The organism is Bacillus sp. MRMR6 (genome assembly GCF_001940785.1).
In the GTDB taxonomy this organism is placed as follows: Bacteria; Bacillota; Bacilli; order Bacillales; family Cytobacillaceae; genus Neobacillus.
In genome coordinates, this window is sequence record NZ_MSLS01000007.1 from 97551 (window position 1) to 117776 (window position 20226).

Genomic DNA, 20226 nt, shown 5'->3' on the forward strand with positions numbered 1-20226 from the left:
AGATAACCTTACAAACTGATGTTAATAAAACTGTCATAATGTTATAAATAATTCAGATAATTCAAATAGAGTATGGAGGGTGAAACGAGATGACAAGACAAAAGCTTGTGCTGGTTGGAAATGGGATGGCAGGGATCAGAGCAATTGAAGAAGTATTGAAAATAAACCCTAATGGTTTTGAGATTACGATTTTCGGCAGTGAACCATATCCAAACTATAATCGGATTCAGTTATCGACTGTGTTGCAGGGAGGGACATCCGTTCAAGATATCACTCTGAATGAATGGATTTGGTACGAGGTGAATAAAATCCGCTTTTATCCAGGAGAGTCCGTTACCTCAATTGACATAAAAAACAAACGAGTTGTTACCGATAAAGCAAGAGAAGAAACCTATGACAAATTAATTATCGCCACTGGTTCAAATCCTTTTATGCTCCCGTTGCCAGGGGCAGACAAAGTCGGCGTTACGGCGTTTCGAAATATTAAAGACTGTGAAGAAATGATCGCATACTCGAAAAAATATAAAAAAGCAGCTGTCATTGGCGGAGGGTTATTAGGGCTAGAAGCAGCCAGAGGGTTGTTGAATCTTGGAATGGAAGTAGATGTTATTCATATTTACGATTACTTAATGGAACGCCAATTAGACCGTACTGCGGGGAAGCTTCTGCAAAAAGAATTAGAAGAACAGGGTATGAATTTTCTTTTACAAAAAAACACTGCAGAAATCTTAGGGAAGAAGCGTGTGACAGGAATTAGATTTAAAGATGGAAGCAACATCAAAGCGGATTTAGTCGTAATGGCTGTCGGAATAAAACCGAATATTGCCTTAGCGCAAGAAGCTGGAGTACCGGTAAACCGAGGAATTATTGTCAATGACTACTTAGAAACGGAAATACCTAATATTTTTGCTGTTGGGGAGTGTGCTGAACATCGTGGTATTGCCTATGGGCTGGTAGCTCCGTTATACCAGCAAGGTCAAGTGTTAGCGAAGCGTATTTGCGGGATAGAGGACGCCTCCGGTTATCAAGGTTCTGTGCTTTCAACACAACTTAAGGTTTCGGGTGTTGATGTGTTCTCTGCTGGTAAGATCAATGAAGATGAAACGACTAAGACATACAAACTATATGATGAGTGGAGGGGGACCTATAAAAAGGTTCTGATTGAAGACGGTAAAATTGCGGGTGCAGTATTGTTTGGGGATACGAAGGATGGCAATCGTTTATTCAGTTTAATAAAAAAACGCGCCAACATTGCAGAATACTTGGAAGCAGCACAAGACGACCAATCAGGTCTCAGCACGGTAATGACTATGTCGGATGACGAACTAATATGCGGATGTAATGGAGTGACCAAAGGTGCGATCGTAGAAGCGATTCAAACCAAGGGATTAACGACGGTTGACCAAGTAAAGGGCTGTACGAATGCATCTCGTTCCTGTGGAGGATGTAAATCGCTAGTTTCTGAGCTTTTGCAGTGTACACTAGGAGACCAATACAATATAGAACAAAAAGAAGCTATTTGCGGTTGTACAACTTTATCGAGGGATGAAATCGTTCAAGAAATTCGTGGAAAAGGTTTGACTCATATCCGTGAAGTCATGAATGTTCTCGGCTGGGAAACGGATGGGTGCTCAAAGTGTAAGCCAGCATTAAATTACTATTTAGGTATGGTGAATCCTTTACAGTATCAAGATGAAAAAGAAGCTAGATATGTGAATGAGCGAATGCATGCCAATATCCAAAAGGATGGCACCTACTCTGTTGTTCCAAGGATGTATGGAGGAGTGACGACATCAAACGATTTACGGAAAATTGCCGATGTTGCGGATAAATACAAAGTCGGCACGATCAAGGTAACGGGCGGACAGCGCATTGATTTACTAGGCGTTATGAAGGAGGATTTACCAAAAATTTGGGCTGAGCTTGATATGCCATCAGGTTCTGCGTATGCAAAAGGATTGCGTACAGTAAAGACCTGTGTTGGTGAGAATTATTGCCGCTTTGGGACACAGGACTCAATTGGTATGGGGATCCTTCTTGAAAAGAAATTTGAAGGTTTAAATACTCCTCATAAAGTGAAAATGGCTGTTTCTGCTTGTCCGCGAAACTGTGCAGAAAGCGGGATTAAGGATGTGGGGATTGTTGGAGTTGAGGGTGCCTGGGAGATGTATGTCGGTGGAAATGGCGGTACCCACCTGAGAGAAGCAGATTTATTATTTAAGTTTAAATCTGGTGATGAATTGGTAGAAATGACGGGAGCATTTTTGCAGTATTATCGTGAAACAGCCAACTACTTAGAAAGAACCTCAGCATGGGTTGAGCGTTTAGGGATAGAGCATGTAAGAGAGGTACTATCCGAGGAATTGACAGTAAAGACATTGAACCTACGAATAGATGAGGCTCTATCGATCGTTCAGGATCCATGGAGAGAAGCAATTGAAAATAAAACTTTATTGCGTGATCTCTATGAAACGGTAAAGGTGCCAGTAGAAACTAAATAGAGAGGGTGATTGAATTGGAAAAAACAATTCGTTCTATATGTGTAGGTGCTGTATCTAATTTACCTGAGAAATTAGGAAAAACGGTATTAATTGGAGAAAAGGAACTGGCTGTCTTTAAGTTAGAGAGCGGAGAGATTCGTGCAATTGAAAATCGTTGTCCGCATAAAGGGGGAGTTCTTGCGGAAGGGATTGTGAGTGGTGACTATGTCTTTTGTCCGATGCATGATTGGAAAATTAACGTCAAAGATGGGCAGGTTCAAGCACCAGATTTTGGATGTGTCCAAACTTACCAGGTTGAAGTGACAGATGGTCAGGTTTATATACTAATCGGCAATTAAGGATACGACTATAGAAAAATAGTGTTGGAAATGCTAAGGTCTAATGCTCCAATTACAACTGCAAAACAGAGATTAGGGGGAATTTAGAATGATAGGGAAAGCATATATAGTGGGAGCAGGTCCTGGCGATCCAGATTTAATTACTCTAAAGGCCCTGAAATGTATCCAACAGGCAGATGTCATTCTGTATGACCGACTTGTAAACCCAGAATTATTAAAGAATGCCAAAGCAGATTGCCAACATATTTATTGTGGCAAGCAACCTACAGTTCACACGATGAAACAAGAAACGATCAATCATCTTTTAGTGAAATATACGAAACAAGGTAAAATGGTCGTCCGGTTAAAAGGCGGAGATCCTTTCGTGTTTGGGCGGGGTGCAGAAGAAGTAGAGGCATTAGTAAGAAATGGATTATCGTATGATGTAGTACCAGGAATTACGGCTGGTGTTGCAGCACCAGCATATGCGGGTATACCAATTACTCATCGTGAATTAGGCAGTTCCTTCGCGATTGTGACAGGACATAGACAGAAAGGTAAGTCTACTGACATTAACTGGAAAGGGCTGGCTACAGCGGTAGATACATTAGTGATCTATATGGGAATCAGCAATCTAGCCTATATTTGTCAGGAACTAATATCCAATGGAAAGCATCCAGACACACCGGTAGGCATTATCCAACAAGGTACAACCAATGAACAAAGAACAGTATCGGGGACCTTAAGTACGATTGTTACTATAGTTGAAAAAGAAGGGGTATCAAACCCTGCCATGATCGTAATAGGGGAAGTTGTTCGCTTTCGAGAGAAATTACGTGAGTTGCAGCTATTGAACATAGGGCGTAACCATTCTATACTTAAAGAAGTTTATGCTGAGGTCAAATAAACCTCAGTTTAGGAAGGGCGGAAGGTTATGCAGCAATGGATCAAAGAAGTAGCAAGAGGGAAGCGTGGGTCTAAGGACTTAGATTACGACCAAACAAGAGAAGTGGCCCGATTGATTTTAAGTGGTGAGGCAACGGATGCACAAGTTGCTGCCTATTTTATTGCACAACGACTTAAGACTGAATCTCCTGAAGAATTGCTTGCCTTTACACATGCATTACAGGAAGCAAGTGAGAAACTGCGATTATCTAATCGTAATGTTATAGATTTAGCCAGTCCGTATAATGGCCGGAATTCTTTAACTGGAACCATCCCGACGGCTCTTTTACTAGCTGAAAAGGGCCAGTCTGTATTTTTACATGGCAGCGATCCCTTGCCTCCGAAGTATGGTACGGCATTAAAGGACATTCTTGTAGAATTAGGGATCGAGGTAACCCTGTCAGCTTCACAGCTTACAAATATAATAGAAGAAACAAGAATTGGTTTTGCATCCACCGAACAGTATTGCCCTGGATTGAGTCGGCTGCGGCAGGTCCGAATTGAGCTTGGTGTTAGAACTCTCTTAAATACAGTAGAAAAGCTTTTAGACCTATCGCAAGCTAACTCCTTAATGATGGGAGCTTATCATCGGACTGCTATTAATAAAATCGCACCAATCTTTAAAGGACTATCGTATAAAAACGTTTATATTGTTCAAGGAATGGAAGGTTCTGAAGATTTACCAGTTCACCGCAATAGTTTTATCTATAGGATATCAGGTGATGAAATGGAATCGATGATTGTGAAGCCAGAGGAATTTGGGTTGCTTGAAGAAGAGTTCGATAAAAATATCAAACTAACCGCGAATGAACAGGCTGAAATTATTTTGGCGTTATTAAGTGGAGAGAAAACAGGTGCTATTCGATATTATTATCATCAGGTTGTATTTAATACTGGCATTCGCTATTATCTATTTGGGGTAGCGGCTTCTATTGAAGAAGGCATCGAGATGGCAAAAGAGCAGCTTAGTAATCAAGATGGATTACGAAGTCTAGAAAAGTGGAAGGCAATTCAGCAACCTAGCCTGTTGAAATAAGGAAAGCGTCATATACGGAGAGTCTCCGGATATGACGCTTTTTTATTGGTATCTTTCTAATCTTGAGAAGAACTGATTTACAAACTGGTAGAAAGACTCTTCAGACGGAGCAAGTTCTCTGTTTTTGGGGGTAATTACACCGACCGTTCGCCTTACCTGAGGAGATTCAATCGGGATTTTTACAGTAAACCGAGGTGTTGAGTCATAAAAGGTGCTTTCTGGTAAAAGACTTACACCGATTCCAGCAGAAACAAGCCCCTTAATCGCATCCATGTCCTCCCCTTCTGRAGCAATATTTGGTTTAAATCCGGCTTGTTTACAGGCATCGACCGCAATTTTATTAAGGATATAGCCATTGGGAAATAAAACAAAATAATCATTTTGTAATTCGTTGAGAATAAGGCTCTTCTGATTGGCTAAGCGATGTTTCGCCGGTAGTAAGGCAGAGATATTTTCTGTAAATAAAATCTTAGTTTCAATATCTGGTTCTTTAGTTGGAACTGGACCTAAGAAGGCAAGGTCAATCTCACCGTTTTTTACGCTATCAATTAAAGACGAATAAGAGCCTTGTCGCAAATGGAAGATAACCTTTGGTTGTTTTTCCTTAAAAGCAGATATAACAGTTGGTAGCCAATAGCTAGCTAAACTGGTAGGATATCCAATCTTAATGGTTCCGGCTTTAGGGTCTAAATACTCATCTACTTTCTGTTTGGCTTCATCAATCAGTTTTATCGCCTTTTTTATATCAATCAAAAAAGAATGGCCGATTGAAGTTAGTCTGATATTCCTTCCTGTACGTTCAAATAAACGGACCCCAAGTTCATCTTCAAGCTTAGATATCTGAAAGCTAACTGCTGATTGGGCTACATTTAGTTTTTCTGCTGCTTCTGTTACATGCTGGCGATTCGCGACTTCGGCAAAGTACCGTAATTGACGTAATTCCAAACCACTTTCCTCCGCTCATATTGATAATAGATGATTTCCATCTAAATTATATATTGTTTATATGAATTAATAAACATAGAATAATAATTATATTAAAATTTCCGAAAAATTATAAAAGCGGGGGGAGATAGTATATGACATTTAACCGAATACCTAAAGCACAAGGTCTCTACCGTCCTGAATTTGAACATGACGCATGTGGAATCGGATTGTACGCTCACATAAAAGGGAAGGCGCAACATGAGATTGTCGAAAAAGGACTAAAAATGTTATGTCAAATGGATCATCGTGGAGGTCAAGGCAGTGACCCGTTAACTGGGGACGGTGCTGGTCTCATGGTACAAATTCCAGATGAGTTTTTCCGTGCAGCCTGCCCAGAAATTTCTTTCCCTGAAAAAGGACGTTACGGCGTAGGAATGATATTTTTCTCTAATAACACGGAGGAAAGCAGTAAAATAGAGTCATATATAAACAGCGTAATAGACCAGGAAGGTCAGTCATTGCTGGGATGGAGGACTGTTCCTGTTAATGCAAACCCAATTGGACTAGCAGCAAAAGAAACGCAACCTTTTATTCGCCAAGTATTTATCGGTGCTAACGAAGAGTTAACAGATGAGTTAGTATTTGAAAGAAAATTATATCTGATTAGAAAACAAGCCGAAAAATGGGCAAGGCAGGAAGAATTTCGTTTTTATTTTGCTAGTCTTTCTAACAGAACAATTGTATACAAAGGACTGTTAACCCCAGATCAAGTGGATCAATTTTACCTGGATTTACAGGATGAGAGTTTTGTATCAGCATTCGCTTTAGTGCATTCCCGCTTTAGCACCAATACATTCCCAAGCTGGGAAAGAGCGCATCCAAATCGTTATTTAATTCATAACGGTGAGATTAATACCCTAAAGGGGAATGTCCAGTGGATGAAAGCGCGCGAAAAGCAGTTTGTATCTAAAGCTTTTGGAGCTGATTTAGAAAAGGTACTGCCAATCCTGGATACAGATGGAAGCGACTCCTCGATTCTTGATAATGCACTAGAATTCTTGGTGCTTGCTGGACGTAAACCTGCCCATGCTGCCATGATGCTTATACCTGAACCATGGTCTGAAAACCCGCATATAACACCGGAAAAAAGAGCTTTTTACGAATATCACAGCTGTCTAATGGAACCTTGGGATGGCCCAACTGCGATATCGTTTACAGACGGAAAGCAAATAGGTGCCATTTTAGATCGAAATGGTCTTCGTCCAGCTCGTTATTACGTCACAGACGATGATTATATTATTTTCTCATCTGAAGTGGGCGTAATTGATATTGCTCCAGAAAAGGTAGTGTATAAGGATCGTTTAAGTCCCGGAAAGATGCTTTTAATAGATTTAGAAAAAGGCCGAATTATTTCTGATGAAGAAGTGAAATTGGAGATGGCTCAAGCACATCCATATCAGCAATGGTTAGATCAGCAGTTGTTAAAATTAAACGCTGACGGCCGAAATGAGCCAGAAGAATTTTCGGATTTATTGATTCGTCAGAAAGCCTTCGGTTATACCTATGAAGATATTTCAAAATACTTAGTACCTGTGGTAAGTGAGGGGAAAGACCCTATCGGTGCAATGGGTAATGACATGCCATTAGCTGTTTTGTCAGATCGTGCCCAATCGTTGTTTAACTATTTCAAACAGTTATTTGCGCAAGTGACAAATCCGCCAATAGATTCCATTCGTGAAGAAATTGTCACTTCCACGATGACCTTATTAGGCTCGGAGGGCAATTTATTGCAGCCGTCAGAATTAAATTGCCGCCGGATGCAACTTGCGAGCCCAATATTAACAAGTAATCAAATGAAACAAATAAAGTATTCAACCCTTCCTGAGTTTAAAAGCCATATTATTGATACATTGTTTACCGAAGATTTAGCCCTCAGCTTAGAACAGGTGTGCCAGCAAGCAGAAGCGGCGATTTCGAACAATGTAAGTTTGCTCATTTTATCAGATCGAAACATGGATCAAAGTAGTACGGCTATTCCTGTTCTTTTAGCCGCAAGTGCTCTTCATCAGTATTTAATCCGTAAAGGCAGCCGTACAAAGGTCAGTATTATTGTTGAAACGGGTGAAGTAAGAGAAGTCCATCACTTTGCTGCTTTACTTGGCTATGGTGTGGACGCGATATATCCTTATTTAGCTTTCGCAACCTATCATCAAGCTATTTTAGATGGTAATTTACCTTATACTTACGATGAAGCTGTAGCTAAATATGTAAAAGGTATGACCGAGGGTGTTGTAAAAGTTATGTCCAAAATGGGTATCTCTACCGTACAAAGCTACAGAGGTGCTCAAATCTTTGAGGCTGTTGGAATTAGTGCTGCAGTGATTGATGAGTATTTTACGGGAACCGTTTCCCAAATTGACGGTATTGATTTAGAGACCATTTCCAAAGAGGCAAAAATGTTGCATGAACGGGCATATGAGAATATTTATGACCAAACGCTTGATTCAGGAAGCAACTTCCAATGGAGAAAAACAGGTGAACATCACGCATTTAATCCTGGTACCATTCACACTCTTCAATGGGCATGCCGCAAAGGGGATTATGAGTTATTTAAAAAATATTCCAGTCTTGCGAATGAAGAAAGAATGGGGTTTTTACGTAATTTATTTTCCTTTGATGAAGCACGTATGGCGGTACCTCTTGAGGAAGTGGAGTCAGTTGATTCTATTGTCCGCCGGTTTAAAACTGGAGCAATGTCATTTGGATCAATTAGTAAAGAGGCACATGAAACACTTGCGATTGCGATGAACCGTTTAGGTGGCAGAAGTAATAGTGGTGAGGGCGGTGAGGATGCAGCTCGCTATATTCTTGATGAAAATGGAGATAACCGCCGAAGTGCTATCAAACAAATTGCTTCTGGCCGTTTCGGTGTAAAAAGCCATTATCTTGTGAATGCAGAGGAACTGCAGATTAAAATGGCACAGGGAGCAAAGCCAGGTGAGGGCGGGCAGCTGCCAGGAAACAAGGTATATCCTTGGGTTGCAGATGTTCGTGGCTCAACGCCAGGAGTTGGATTAATTTCTCCTCCTCCACATCATGATATTTATTCAATAGAAGATTTGGCTCAATTGATTCATGATTTAAAAAATGCCAATCGGCACGCACGGATCAGCGTAAAGCTCGTAAGCAAAGGCGGTGTGGGCACAATTGCTGCTGGTGTTGCGAAGGGTGCTGCAGATGTCATTGTAATTAGTGGTTACGATGGTGGTACGGGAGCATCTCCGAAGACCAGTATACAGCATGCAGGTCTACCATGGGAGTTAGGGCTGGCTGAGACACATCAAACATTAATGTTGAATGGCTTGCGGGACCGCGTTGTCCTTGAAACTGATGGTAAATTAATGACTGGCAGAGATGTCGTCATGGCAGCTTTGTTAGGCGCAGAAGAGTTTGGCTTTGCTACTGCTCCGCTTGTAGTGCTTGGCTGTGTAATGATGCGTGTATGTCATTTGGATACATGTCCTGTTGGAATTGCAACACAAAATCCAGAGCTTCGCAGGAAGTTTACAGGAGAAGCGGATTATATCGTTAACTATATGCGTTTTGTTGCACAGGAAGTCCGAGAATTGATGGCTGAACTGGGCTTTAGAACAGTAGAAGAAATGGTAGGACGAACAGATGTACTTGCAGTGAGCGATAGAGCAAAAACTCACTGGAAGGCGAAGCATCTAGATTTATCGGCCTTGCTGCACCAGTCAGAAGGAGCTCGCACGTTTAAAACTCCTCAGAATCATAAAATTGAACAGTCACTCGATTTGAAAATGATTCTGCCGCTTGTTGAGAAATCGTTGATATCTAGCACACCTGTGGATGCCAGCTTCCCAATTACAAATGTGAATAGGGTCGTAGGGACCATTGTAGGAAGTGAAGTTTCAAAACGTTATGGTGAAGAAGGTCTGCCAGAGGATACGATAACCTTAAGATTTTCAGGATCAGCCGGTCAAAGTTTTGGGGCATTTGTTCCAAAAGGCATGACACTTGTTATTACTGGTGATGTAAATGATTATCTTGGAAAAGGCTTGTCTGGCGGGAAGCTGATTGTTAAAGCGGATGATTCTTCAAGTATAATGGCAGGTGAAGACGTTATTGCCGGAAATGTGGCTTTATACGGGGCAACGAGTGGTGAAGCTTATATTAATGGCCGTGCTGGTGAACGTTTTGCAGTTCGTAATAGCGGTGCAGATGTTGTGGTCGAAGGAATCGGTGACCATGGCTGTGAATATATGACTGGCGGACGGGTTGTTATTTTAGGTGAAGTAGGTAAAAACTTTGGTGCCGGAATGTCAGGCGGTATTGCTTACGTTCTCGCTGATCATCAAGAGTCATTTGTGAATTTGTGTAATCAAGAAATGATTGGGTTTGATGAGTTAACGCAGGATGAATTAGCAGAGCTAAAGAGTATGATTGAAAATCACCTTCGTTATACGAATAGTGTGAAAGCAAGCCGGATTCTAGAGGACTGGAAAAATCATGTTAGAAAATTTGTCAAGGTTATTCCGAAGGACTATAAGCAAATGATTGATAGTATCCAGCAGCAAATAGATGCAGGCCTAACTGCCGATGAAGCTGCAATGAGTGCATTTAAAGCTGTTTCCGCTAAAGAGACTAATAAATCAAAACTACAGTCAGCAGCTGTATTACGCTAGGAAAGGGGAGAGGATGATGGGGAAACCAACAGGTTTTATGGAATATAGTCGAGAGAATGTAATAGAACGCAATCCCCTTTCGCGTGTAAGCGACTGGAAAGAGTACACTGCACCATTCTCTGAAGGATCGTTAAAAAGACAGGGGGCTCGTTGTATGGACTGCGCTACTCCCTTCTGTCATATCGGAATGGAAATTCAAGGTGCGACTTCAGGGTGTCCGATTCATAATTTAATCCCAGAATGGAATGACTTGGTTTATCGCGGCCGCTGGAGAGAGGCGCTCGATCGGTTGTTAAAAACGAATAATTTTCCTGAGTTTACAGGAAGGGTTTGTCCCGCTCCGTGCGAGGGATCTTGTACGTTAGCGATTACAGACCCAGCTGTGACGATTAAGAATATTGAACAGGCAATTATCGATAAAGGCTTTGAAAATGGCTGGATAGAGCCGCGAATTCCTGTACGAAGAACTGGAAAAAAAGTTGCGGTAGTCGGATCAGGCCCAGCTGGTTTGGCAAGTGCTGACCAGCTGAACCAAGCAGGTCACGCGGTGACGGTATTTGAGCGATCAGACCGTGCTGGTGGGTTATTGATGTATGGAATTCCTAATATGAAGTTAGATAAAGAAGTGGTCGAGCGTCGGATCAGATTATTAACCCAAGAGGGAATACAATTTGTTACGAACACTGAAATTGGTAAAGATGTAACAGCCGAAGAGCTGCGGGCTCAATTTGATGCCGTTATTTTATGTACTGGTGCTCAAAAACAGCGGAAGCTTGTGATAGAAGGAAGTGAATCAAACGGAATTCATTTAGCAATGGATTACCTGACTAATACTACGAAAAACCTATTAGATTCAAATTTTACGAATGAAGGGTATTTGAATGCAGAGGGTAAAGATGTAATTGTAATAGGCGGGGGAGATACGGGGGCGGATTGTGTAGCTACAGCATTAAGGCAAAAATGCCGTAGTGTCTCACAATTTGGTAAGCACCCTCAACTTCCTATAGAAAGAGCTTCTAATAATCTATGGCCGGCATATCCGAATGTCTTTTCAATGGATTATGCTTATAAGGAAGCTGAAGCGAAGTTAGGGGATGACCCCCGTCAATATTCGATTCAAACGAAAAAGGTCGTTGCAGATCCACAAGGTACTGTCAAAGAGTTGCACACGATTGAGATGGAAAAATTGCGGGATGAAGAAGGTCGTTTTTACTTTCAGGAAATCCCGGGTACAGAAAAAGTTTGGCCTGCCCAATTAGTTTTTATTGCGATTGGTTTTGAAGGAACAGATCAGCCGCTCCTTCATCAATTTGGGGTAACAGCAGTTAACCAAAAAATTGAGGCTGCCTATGGGCAATACACTACGAATGTTAAGGGTGTTTTTGCAGCAGGCGATGCTAGGAGAGGGCAAAGTTTAATCGTCTGGGCGATAAACGAAGGCCGCGGCGTTGCGCATGAGGTAGATGTCTATCTAATGGGAAAATCGAACTTACCAAAATAACAAGGGAGACCTAATTCCTTTTTCTGAGGAATTAGGTTTTTTTATGAAAAAAGCAGCTCTCCATTTAAAAGTGGGAAATACTAATCCATAACTATTCTAGAAAACTAGAAAGAGGGTATTAGAGAAATGGAAACAATAAAAGAAATTCTATTGGTTTATGGCAGAATCATCACCATATTGCCTTTGTTACTTGTAGCAACGTTATTTATGGGGAAAAGATCAATAGGAGAGCTGCCAGTTTTTGATTTTTTAATTATTATTTGCTTGGGTGCAGTGGTAGGAGCTGATATTGCAGATCCTAAAATCGAACATATACATACAGGAATGGCAGTCATCGCATTAGCGTTACTACAAAGGCTAATCGCTTATATGAATATCAAGTTTCGTAAGGTAGGAAGATTACTCACTTTTGAACCAACCCTCATCATTTTAGATGGAGTTTTTCTTGTGAAAAACTTACGAAAAATCCACTATAGCTTAGATAATATTTTACAGATGCTACGAGAAAAAGAGATATTTGATGTTACGGTTGTCCATTTAGGTTTTATTGAAGCGAACGGAAGACTTTCAGTATTAAAAAAAGCGGAACAATTAACAGCAACACGTCAGGATTTAGGGCTAAAGATTGAATCAAAAGAATTATCTTATCCAGTGATAATTGAGGGTAAAATTGATTATGAAACACTATCACACTTGAACACAAATGAAACCTGGCTGAAGGAGCAGTTAAACAAGAAAGGATTTAAGAAGACAGAAGAAATATTTTATGCTTCTTTAGATAAAAACTTTAAACTTCATATCTCACCTAATACTAGCTCAACACCAGATCCACTAAAGCATTAACATAAAGCATAAAAAACTAACGTCGAAGCCTTATACGGTTTTGGCGTTATTAGTATGCAAGGTGATAAAAAAGGTTCCAATATTAATTTTAAAAATTTTGTTTATTCTTATTTACATAAAACCTATTGGTATGGTAGGATTAATTTCATCAAATAAAATATTACTTATCTAGAGAGGCTTAGGGACTGGCCCGATGAAGCCCGGCAACCTGCATAGCAAGGTGCTAACTCCAGCAAAATGGTTACATTTTGGAAGATAAGGTATCAAACGTGAGTGTGATGCCTTTCCAAAATTGGAGAGGCTTTTTGATTTTAGAAGGAGGAAAAAAGGTATGGAAAATACAGTTACCTATCAAAACTGGGAACAAATTTCAGGGGATTTCCCTATTGACGACCAAACAAAAGGTGCTCGTGCTGTTTTAGAGTGGGCCTATAGCAATTATCCAGAAGAGCAAATTGTCTATGCATCTAGTTTTGGTGCAGAAGCGATTGTCCTGATTGATTTGATTCAACAGGTAAAGCCAGATGCTCATATAGTCTTTTTAGATACTGGATTACACTTTCCAGAGACATATGACGTGATTGACAAAATTGAAGCTCGTTTTCCATCTCTGAAAATAGAGCGAAAACAGCCAAAGTTAAGTCTAGACGACCAAAGAGAACAATATGGTTCCGCCCTATGGAAGAGGGACCCTAACCAATGCTGTAACATTCGCAAAGTGATTCCATTGAGGGAGACGTTAACGGCTAAACAGGCTTGGATGTCTGGTCTTCGCAGAGAACAGTCGTCGACAAGGGCAAACACGGAGTTTTTAAATAAAGATGATAAATTTCAAAATATTAAAATCTGCCCGCTAATTCATTGGACCTGGGATGAGGTATGGAACTATATAAAAGAGAAAAATCTCCCGTACAACATCCTGCATGACCAAGGTTACCCTAGCATCGGTTGCTTTCCCTGTACACAGCCAGTTAGTACTGATGGTGACTCAAGAGCAGGGCGTTGGTCTGGGAGCGGCAAAACGGAGTGTGGATTGCACACCTCATAAAGGAGGGCATTGATGATGCTTACAATCATCGCGATTATTATTGGCTTGTTTTTTGCAATGAATATAGGTGGAAGTGGTGCTGCTGCCTCAATGGGAATCGCATATGGCTCTGGTGTGGTGAAGAAACGGCTTGCATTAATGCTTTGCGGGATTGCCGTATTTCTTGGAGCCTGGCTGGGGGGCGGTGAAGTGGTTAAGACTTTGGGGAGTGGAATTGTCCCTAGCAGTACATTTACTGTATCGATTGCACTGATTGTGCTAGCTTCAGCAGCGATGTCATTGTTTTTAGCCAATATTTTCGGTATCCCTCTTTCAACAAGTGAAGTCGCAGTTGGATCTATTGTCGGTGCAGGGGTCGTTTACCAATCGGTATTTGCGGGGAAGCTTCTCTGGATTATGATGTTTTGGCTCCTAACACCAATTACTGCTTTTTTTATTGCAGTACTTGCTGCAAAGGTTTTAAATAACAAGAAGCTTAAAAAGTGGGTTGAAGCTCCAAAAGCTGTTCCATTCTTGACAGTCCTTGTTGTAGTTTTGGGGCTGTTTGAAGCATTTTCAGCTGGGATGAACAATGTTGCGAATGCAGTAGGCCCTCTTGTTGGTGCCGGGATTATGACTACTGGGAACGGTATCTTCTGGGGTGGGCTGTTTGTAGCGTTAGGCGCACTAATTCTGGGCCACCGCGTTCTTGAAACAAATGGTAAAAAAATTACCACTTTAAAGCTAGAAGAAGGATGTGTCATTTCTGGGACAGGAGCAACCATCGTAACGATTGCATCGATGTTTGGAATTCCTGTACCGCTAACACAAATAACTACTTCCTCCATTGTTGGAATTGGCTTTGCGAAGAATGGGAAGGAAGTCTTAAAGAAGGATATTGTCGTGCAGATGCTAACTGTCTGGATTGTTTCACCTGTTCTTTCAATGGTCTTATCGTATACGCTCATCCAACTATTAATTGAACAAAATATTTATCCAATCATTGCGATGGCAGGCGTCCTTATTTCCGTATTCGGAGTATTGTTCTTAATGAAGAGAGAGAAGTCTGTAATTGCAGTATCACATGAAGTAGCAAAGGATTAAAAAATAGATATTTAAAATAGAAAGGTATGATTATATTGTCATTTTTACCACAACCTCATGGAGGAAAACTAATCGAAGCATTTGATCCAAACTATGTTGTAACTCATATAACAAAAGAAATAGAAATTGACGCCATTGCCTTGAGTGACCTTGAGTTAATTGGGATTGGTCTTTTTAGTCCACTTACTGGGTTTCTAGGAAAAGCCGATTATGAGTCCGTTGTGGAAAATATGCGTCTGGCAGACCAAACGATTTGGTCGATTCCAGTTACTCTTCCAGTCTCTAAGGAAACGGCATCTACCCTAAAAGTGGGTGAAGAAATTAAGCTTACTTTTGAAAATGAGATGTATGGAGTAATTAAGGTTTCAGAATGGTATGAGCCAAACCTGGATAAGGAAGCTGTAGAGGTGTATAAAACGTTAGAGCTTGCTCACCCAGGAGTGAAGCGTTTATACGAAAGAGGACCTGTTTACGTGGCGGGTGAGGTCACATTAATTAAAAAGCCAGAAAAAGGTGTGGCAAGCGATGTTTGGTTCGAACCCAAAGAAACGAGAGCTATTTTTGAAGCAAAAGGCTGGAAAACAGTAGTTGGCTTCCAAACTAGGAATCCAATTCATCGTGCACATGAATATATTCAAAAAGCTGCCTTAGAAACGGTCGATGGTCTTTTTGTTAATCCGCTTGTAGGGGAAACTAAGTCTGATGATATTTCTGCGGATGTACGCCTAAGAAGCTACCGCGTTCTACTAGACAATTATTATCCTTCAGAACGAGTTCAGCTTGGTGTATATCCAGCAGCCATGCGTTACGCAGGTCCAAGAGAGGCAATTTTCCATGCAATTGCCCGTAAAAACTTCGGCTGCACGCATTTTATTGTAGGTCGTGACCATGCAGGAGTAGGCAACTACTACGGTACTTATGATGCACAGTATATTTTCAATGAATTTCCGGAGGGAGAATTAGGAATTAAGCCGTTATTCTTTGAACACAGTTTCTACTGCAATAAGTGTGAGGGAATGGCTTCTGATAAAACTTGTCCACACAGCATAGAAGATCGCGTGATTCTTTCTGGAACTAAGGTTAGAGAAATGCTCCGCTCAGGGCAGCTGCCACCGTCAACATTCAGCCGGAAAGAAGTAGTGGAAGTACTCATTGATGGAATGAAAGAAGAAGTGAGGGTATAAGGAGGAAGAAACGATGTCAAAAGCAACGAATATAACCTGGCATGCAGCAGCTGTAACAAAAGCAGACCGCCGTGTTCAAAATGGCCATGGAAGTGCGGTCCTATGGTTTACAGGTCTCTCAGGCTCAGGAAAGTCGACCATTGCCAACGCTGTGTCGAGTGAATTATACCGACTTGGAATCAATGAATATGTGTTGGATGGCGATAATATCCGACACGGGTTAAATAAGGACCTAGGATTTTCAGACTATGACCGGACCGAGAATATTAGAAGGATTGGTGAAGTTGCAAAACTGTTTGTCGATAGTGGGGCAGTCGTAACCACAGCTTTCATTTCGCCATTCCGTTCTGATCGCGACCAAGTTCGTGCCTTGTTTGAAGAAGGCGAATTTATCGAAGTCTTTGTTAGCTGTCCTCTGGATGAATGTGAAAAACGTGACCCAAAACAGCTTTATGCAAAGGCACGACGCGGTGAAATTAAAGAATTTACAGGAATTGACTCGCCATATGAGTCACCGGAACGTCCAGAAATTACTGTACATTCCAATCTCCTATCAGTAAAAGAAGCAGTTGATCAAATTTTGAATTACTTAAAGGAAAAAGGCTTATTGTAGATTTTTTAAAAATGTTTGGTGAAAGGATGGCAAATCCATGGAGGGTAAGGTTTTTTTGGTAGGTGCGGGTCCCGGAGATCCAGATTTAATTACAGTAAAAGGATTGCGCTGCCTTCAAAAAGCGGATGTCGTCCTCTATGATCGCCTGGTAAATCCTGAATTACTAGAACATGCAAAAGAAGGAGCACAACTTGTCTATTGCGGTAAGCTTCCTCATTACCATACAATGAAACAAGAAACAATTAATCACTTCATCGTAAAGTATGCCAAAAAAGGGAATCAGGTCGTTCGTTTAAAAGGTGGAGATCCTTTTGTGTTCGGCCGTGGTGGTGAAGAAGCGGAGGAATGTATGAAGCATGGAGTACCGTTTGAAATTATTCCTGGTATCACAGCAGGGATTGCGGCTCCAGCATATGCAGGAATCCCTGTCACGCATCGTACCTTAAGTAGGAGCTTTGCTTTTATTACAGGTCATCAGGCTGGTGATGCCGCGGCAGAGCACCAGTGGTCCCATTTGGCAAAAGCAGTAGATACCATCTGTGTATATATGGGGGTGTCCCATCTTTCGACCATTACCAACCAGCTTATCCAGAATGGCAAATCACCCCAAACTCCAATCGCTTTGATCCATTGGGGCACTCTAAGTGATCAAAGAACAGTTGTCGGAACCCTTGATACCATTCAAGCGAAAGTGAGAACATCGGGGATTACCAACCCAAGTATGATGATAATTGGAGATGTTGTTCGGCTGCATGAAAAAATAAACTGGTTTGAGGATGAAATTTTGCCCCAGCTGCCAATCGTACACGGATAAGCTGAGTAAGGAGCTTTAGTATGAGAGCGATACTCTATATCGGACATGGTACACGCTCAAAAAAAGGTGCGGAAGAGGCTAAAGCCTTTATCCATAAAGTCATGGAGCGAGTAGCAGTCCCTATCCAGGAAATAAGTTTTCTGGAGTTAACTGACCCATTAATTGAGGAAGGGTTCCGTCGCTGTGTTGAACAGGGTGCAACAGAAATCAATGTGGTCCCGCTATTTCTTTTAGCAGCAGGACATATAAAACAGGATATTCCTCAAGCATTAGATGCCCTCAAGACGATCTATCCTTCTGTCCGGGTAAACATAAGTGATCCATTTGGTGTACAAGCGAAAATCCTTGATGCTATTACTGAAGTGGTCAAGGAAGTCGTTTATAACTTAGTTCCACAGGATCGGCTATTAGTTGTGGGCAGAGGAAGCAGTGACCCTGCTACAGCGAATGATTTTACGAAAATCGCGACAGGGTTAAAGGAACGCCTTCGTGTAGATGATGTTTCGGTTTGTTACTTAGCAGCAGTGGAACCGAGGCTCCATCAAGGGCTTGACATGGTAACAGCCGGGGCTTTAGGAAGAATCATTGTTGTTCCTTATCTGTTATTCTCAGGACTTCTAATAGCAGAGGTAACCCACGAAGTACGGAAGCTAGAAAAACAAGGATTTCAGATTCTTCATACGGGGCCATTAAGCAGCCACCGTGTATTCGAAGAAATTGTCATTGAAAGAGCATCAGTTCCGGGAAAAGAATAATAGAGAATTAATATTGTTGAAATGTCCAGTAAAATGTAGAATAGATAGATATAATGTAGAATGACTTTTTCAAGTAGGAAGCATTCAAACTGTAAGTTTTATTCCTTGTGAGGTGGAAACGTTGCAACTTCAGGTAATGAATAGTCCGTTTAATCAGGAGCAGGCAGAGCTCCTTAACCGCATTCTGCCAACATTAACAGAGTCACAAAAGGTATGGTTAAGTGGCTTTTTAGCTGCGTCACCATATCTTACTGTTCCAGGCACTGCTGGTGTTCAAACCAGGGAACTTCCTGTAAAGAGCGGTGATGTGACAATTTCTAAGGAAGTGACGATTTTATTCGGGTCACAAACGGGCAATAGCCAAAGACTAGCTAAACATGCTGCTAAGACACTAGAAGGCCGAGGTTTTCAGGTAACGACATCATCGATGAGTGATTTTAAATCTAACAATATTAAGAAAGTTAATAATTTACTTATTGTTGTTAGTACTCATGGCGAAGGAGAGCCACCTGACAATGCCCTGACCTTCCATGAATTTCTTCATGGAAAAAGAGCTCCAAAGCTAGATGGGCTTAATTTCTCTGTCTTAGCACTAGGAGACAGCTCTTATGAGTTTTTCTGTCAGACAGGGAAAGAGTTCGATGCTCGCCTTGAGGAACTTGGCGGGACGAGATTATACCCACGCTTTGACTGTGATCTTGATTTTGATGAACCTGCAGCAGAGTGGCTTGATGGCGTTATTGGCGGATTAACCGAAGCGCAGGGGGGAACTGGTGGTTCTGTGCAGGCTGCAGGAACTCCAGTAGTGGAATCGGTATATTCTAGAACGAATCCGTTTAGAGCGGAAGTGCTAGAAAATATTAATTTAAACGGTCGCGGATCGAATAAAGAGACACGTCATCTTGAGTTATCTCTAGAAGGTTCTGGTCTCTCCTTTCAACCAGGAGACAGCCTTGGGATTTATCCAGAAAACGACCCAAAACTTGTCGATGCTCTACTGAGTGCATTAAACTGGGATTCAACAGAAACGGTAACAGTAAATAAGCAGGGAGAAGTTCTTTCACTAAAGGAAGCACTCACTTCTTATTTTGAAATCACTGTTCTAACAAAACCTTTCCTTGAAAAAGCAGTGAAGCTGTCAGCAAACGAGAAACTTCAGGAACTGTTGGCACCAGGCAATGATGAAAACTTAAAATCTTATCTCGATGGACGGGATTTGCTAGATTTAATTAAGGACTTCGGACCTTGGAACGGGTCTGTTCAAGACTTTGTCTCGATTCTCCGAAAAATGCCGTCACGTCTTTACTCGATTTCAAGCAGTTTATCAGCAAATCCAGACGAAGTGCATTTAACCGTCGGAGCAGTACGATACGATGCACATGGCCGTGAAAGAAAAGGGGTTTGTTCCATACTTTGTGCAGAACGTTTGCAGCCAGGAGATACCCTGCCTATATATATACAGCAAAATGATAACTTTAAGCTGCCAGAAAATCCTGAGACACCGATTATTATGGTTGGACCAGGGACAGGAGTAGCACCATTTCGAGCGTTCATGCAGGAGCGTGAAGAAATCGGAGTGGAGGGTAAGTCATGGATGTTTTTTGGCGACCAGCACTTCGTAACAGATTTCCTTTATCAAACAGAATGGCAAAAATGGATAAAAGACGGTGTGTTAACAAAAATGGATGTTGCTTTTTCACGTGACACAGCAGAAAAAGTATATGTTCAGCATCGTATGCTTGAACACAGTAAAGGATTGTTCGAGTGGCTCCAACAAGGTGCCGCAGTTTATATTTGTGGCGATGAGAAAAATATGGCCCATGATGTCCATCACACACTAATTGATATCATTGAAAAAGAAGGCAATATGAGCCGGGAACAAGCGGTAGAATATCTTGCCAATATGCAGCAGCAAAAACGCTATCAGCGTGATGTATACTGATTTTGGATTGA

Annotated in this window: 15 protein-coding genes and 1 riboswitch; of the genes, 14 read left to right on the forward strand and 1 reads right to left on the reverse strand. The window is 41.4% G+C overall.

What is annotated here, in order from left to right; all coding sequences use genetic code 11:
- Positions 1-89 precede the first annotated feature (89 nt).
- The 4 genes from nirB to BTR25_RS09530 all read left to right on the forward strand — a co-directional run bounded on the left by nirB (position 90) and on the right by BTR25_RS09530 (position 4799).
- Positions 90-2501 (forward strand): nitrite reductase large subunit NirB, encoded by a 2412-nt coding sequence (nirB, locus tag BTR25_RS09515; protein ID WP_075687834.1) that lies wholly within the window; start codon positions 90-92, stop codon positions 2499-2501.
- 14 nt (positions 2502-2515) lie between these two features.
- On the forward strand, positions 2516-2839 hold the full coding sequence (gene nirD / locus BTR25_RS09520) for a nitrite reductase small subunit NirD (RefSeq protein ID WP_075687835.1): 324 nt from the start codon (positions 2516-2518) through the stop codon (positions 2837-2839).
- A gap of 91 nt (positions 2840-2930) precedes the next feature.
- The gene (gene cobA / locus BTR25_RS09525) at positions 2931-3725 is read left to right on the forward strand and encodes a uroporphyrinogen-III C-methyltransferase (RefSeq protein WP_083652319.1); all 795 of its coding nucleotides are present in this window, start codon (positions 2931-2933) and stop codon (positions 3723-3725) included.
- Between the two features lie 27 nt (positions 3726-3752).
- The gene (locus BTR25_RS09530; protein WP_075687837.1) at positions 3753-4799 is read left to right on the forward strand and encodes an anthranilate phosphoribosyltransferase; all 1047 of its coding nucleotides are present in this window, start codon (positions 3753-3755) and stop codon (positions 4797-4799) included.
- A 42-nt stretch (positions 4800-4841) separates the two neighbouring features.
- Here the strand turns inward: BTR25_RS09530 and gltC are convergent, their stop codons facing one another.
- Complete coding sequence (gene gltC / locus BTR25_RS09535) at positions 4842-5744, reverse strand: glutamate biosynthesis transcriptional regulator GltC (protein WP_075687838.1); 903 nt, start codon at positions 5742-5744, stop codon at positions 4842-4844.
- A 134-nt stretch (positions 5745-5878) separates the two neighbouring features.
- On the opposite strand from gltC, the gene gltB reads away from it, so the two are divergent.
- The 10 genes from gltB (at position 5879) to BTR25_RS09585 (ending at position 20215) form a co-directional block, all read left to right on the forward strand.
- A complete protein-coding gene (gene gltB / locus BTR25_RS09540) occupies positions 5879-10432 on the forward strand; it encodes a glutamate synthase large subunit (protein WP_075687839.1) in 4554 nt (1517 codons plus the stop codon).
- Positions 10433-10448: 16 nt separating this feature from the next.
- Entirely contained in the window at positions 10449-11933 is a 1485-nt protein-coding gene (gene gltD, locus BTR25_RS09545; protein ID WP_075687840.1) for a glutamate synthase small subunit, read from the forward strand.
- 126 nt (positions 11934-12059) lie between these two features.
- Positions 12060-12776 carry a DUF421 domain-containing protein gene (locus BTR25_RS09550; RefSeq protein ID WP_075687841.1) on the forward strand — a complete coding sequence of 239 codons (717 nt, stop codon included), beginning with the start codon at positions 12060-12062 and terminating at the stop codon, positions 12774-12776.
- 161 nt (positions 12777-12937) lie between these two features.
- Positions 12938-13038: riboswitch (SAM riboswitch) on the forward strand.
- Positions 13039-13107: 69 nt separating this feature from the next.
- Positions 13108-13824, forward strand: a complete 717-nt coding sequence (locus BTR25_RS09555; RefSeq protein WP_075687842.1) for a phosphoadenylyl-sulfate reductase — start codon at positions 13108-13110, stop codon at positions 13822-13824.
- Positions 13825-13839: 15 nt separating this feature from the next.
- Positions 13840-14907, forward strand: a complete 1068-nt coding sequence (locus tag BTR25_RS09560) for a sulfate permease (RefSeq protein ID WP_075687912.1) — start codon at positions 13840-13842, stop codon at positions 14905-14907.
- Between the two features lie 26 nt (positions 14908-14933).
- Positions 14934-16091, forward strand: coding sequence for a sulfate adenylyltransferase (gene sat / locus BTR25_RS09565; protein ID WP_075687843.1), 1158 nt, complete (start codon positions 14934-14936; stop codon positions 16089-16091).
- Positions 16092-16104: 13 nt separating this feature from the next.
- Positions 16105-16704: an adenylyl-sulfate kinase gene (gene cysC / locus BTR25_RS09570; protein ID WP_075687844.1), complete on the forward strand. Its 600-nt coding sequence runs from the start codon at positions 16105-16107 to the stop codon at positions 16702-16704.
- A 37-nt stretch (positions 16705-16741) separates the two neighbouring features.
- Positions 16742-17518: a uroporphyrinogen-III C-methyltransferase gene (gene cobA / locus BTR25_RS09575; protein WP_075687845.1), complete on the forward strand. Its 777-nt coding sequence runs from the start codon at positions 16742-16744 to the stop codon at positions 17516-17518.
- Between the two features lie 20 nt (positions 17519-17538).
- Positions 17539-18273: a sirohydrochlorin chelatase gene (locus BTR25_RS09580; RefSeq protein ID WP_075687846.1), complete on the forward strand. Its 735-nt coding sequence runs from the start codon at positions 17539-17541 to the stop codon at positions 18271-18273.
- Between the two features lie 121 nt (positions 18274-18394).
- On the forward strand, positions 18395-20215 hold the full coding sequence (locus BTR25_RS09585) for an assimilatory sulfite reductase (NADPH) flavoprotein subunit (protein ID WP_075687847.1): 1821 nt from the start codon (positions 18395-18397) through the stop codon (positions 20213-20215).
- Positions 20216-20226: the final 11 nt, after the last annotated feature.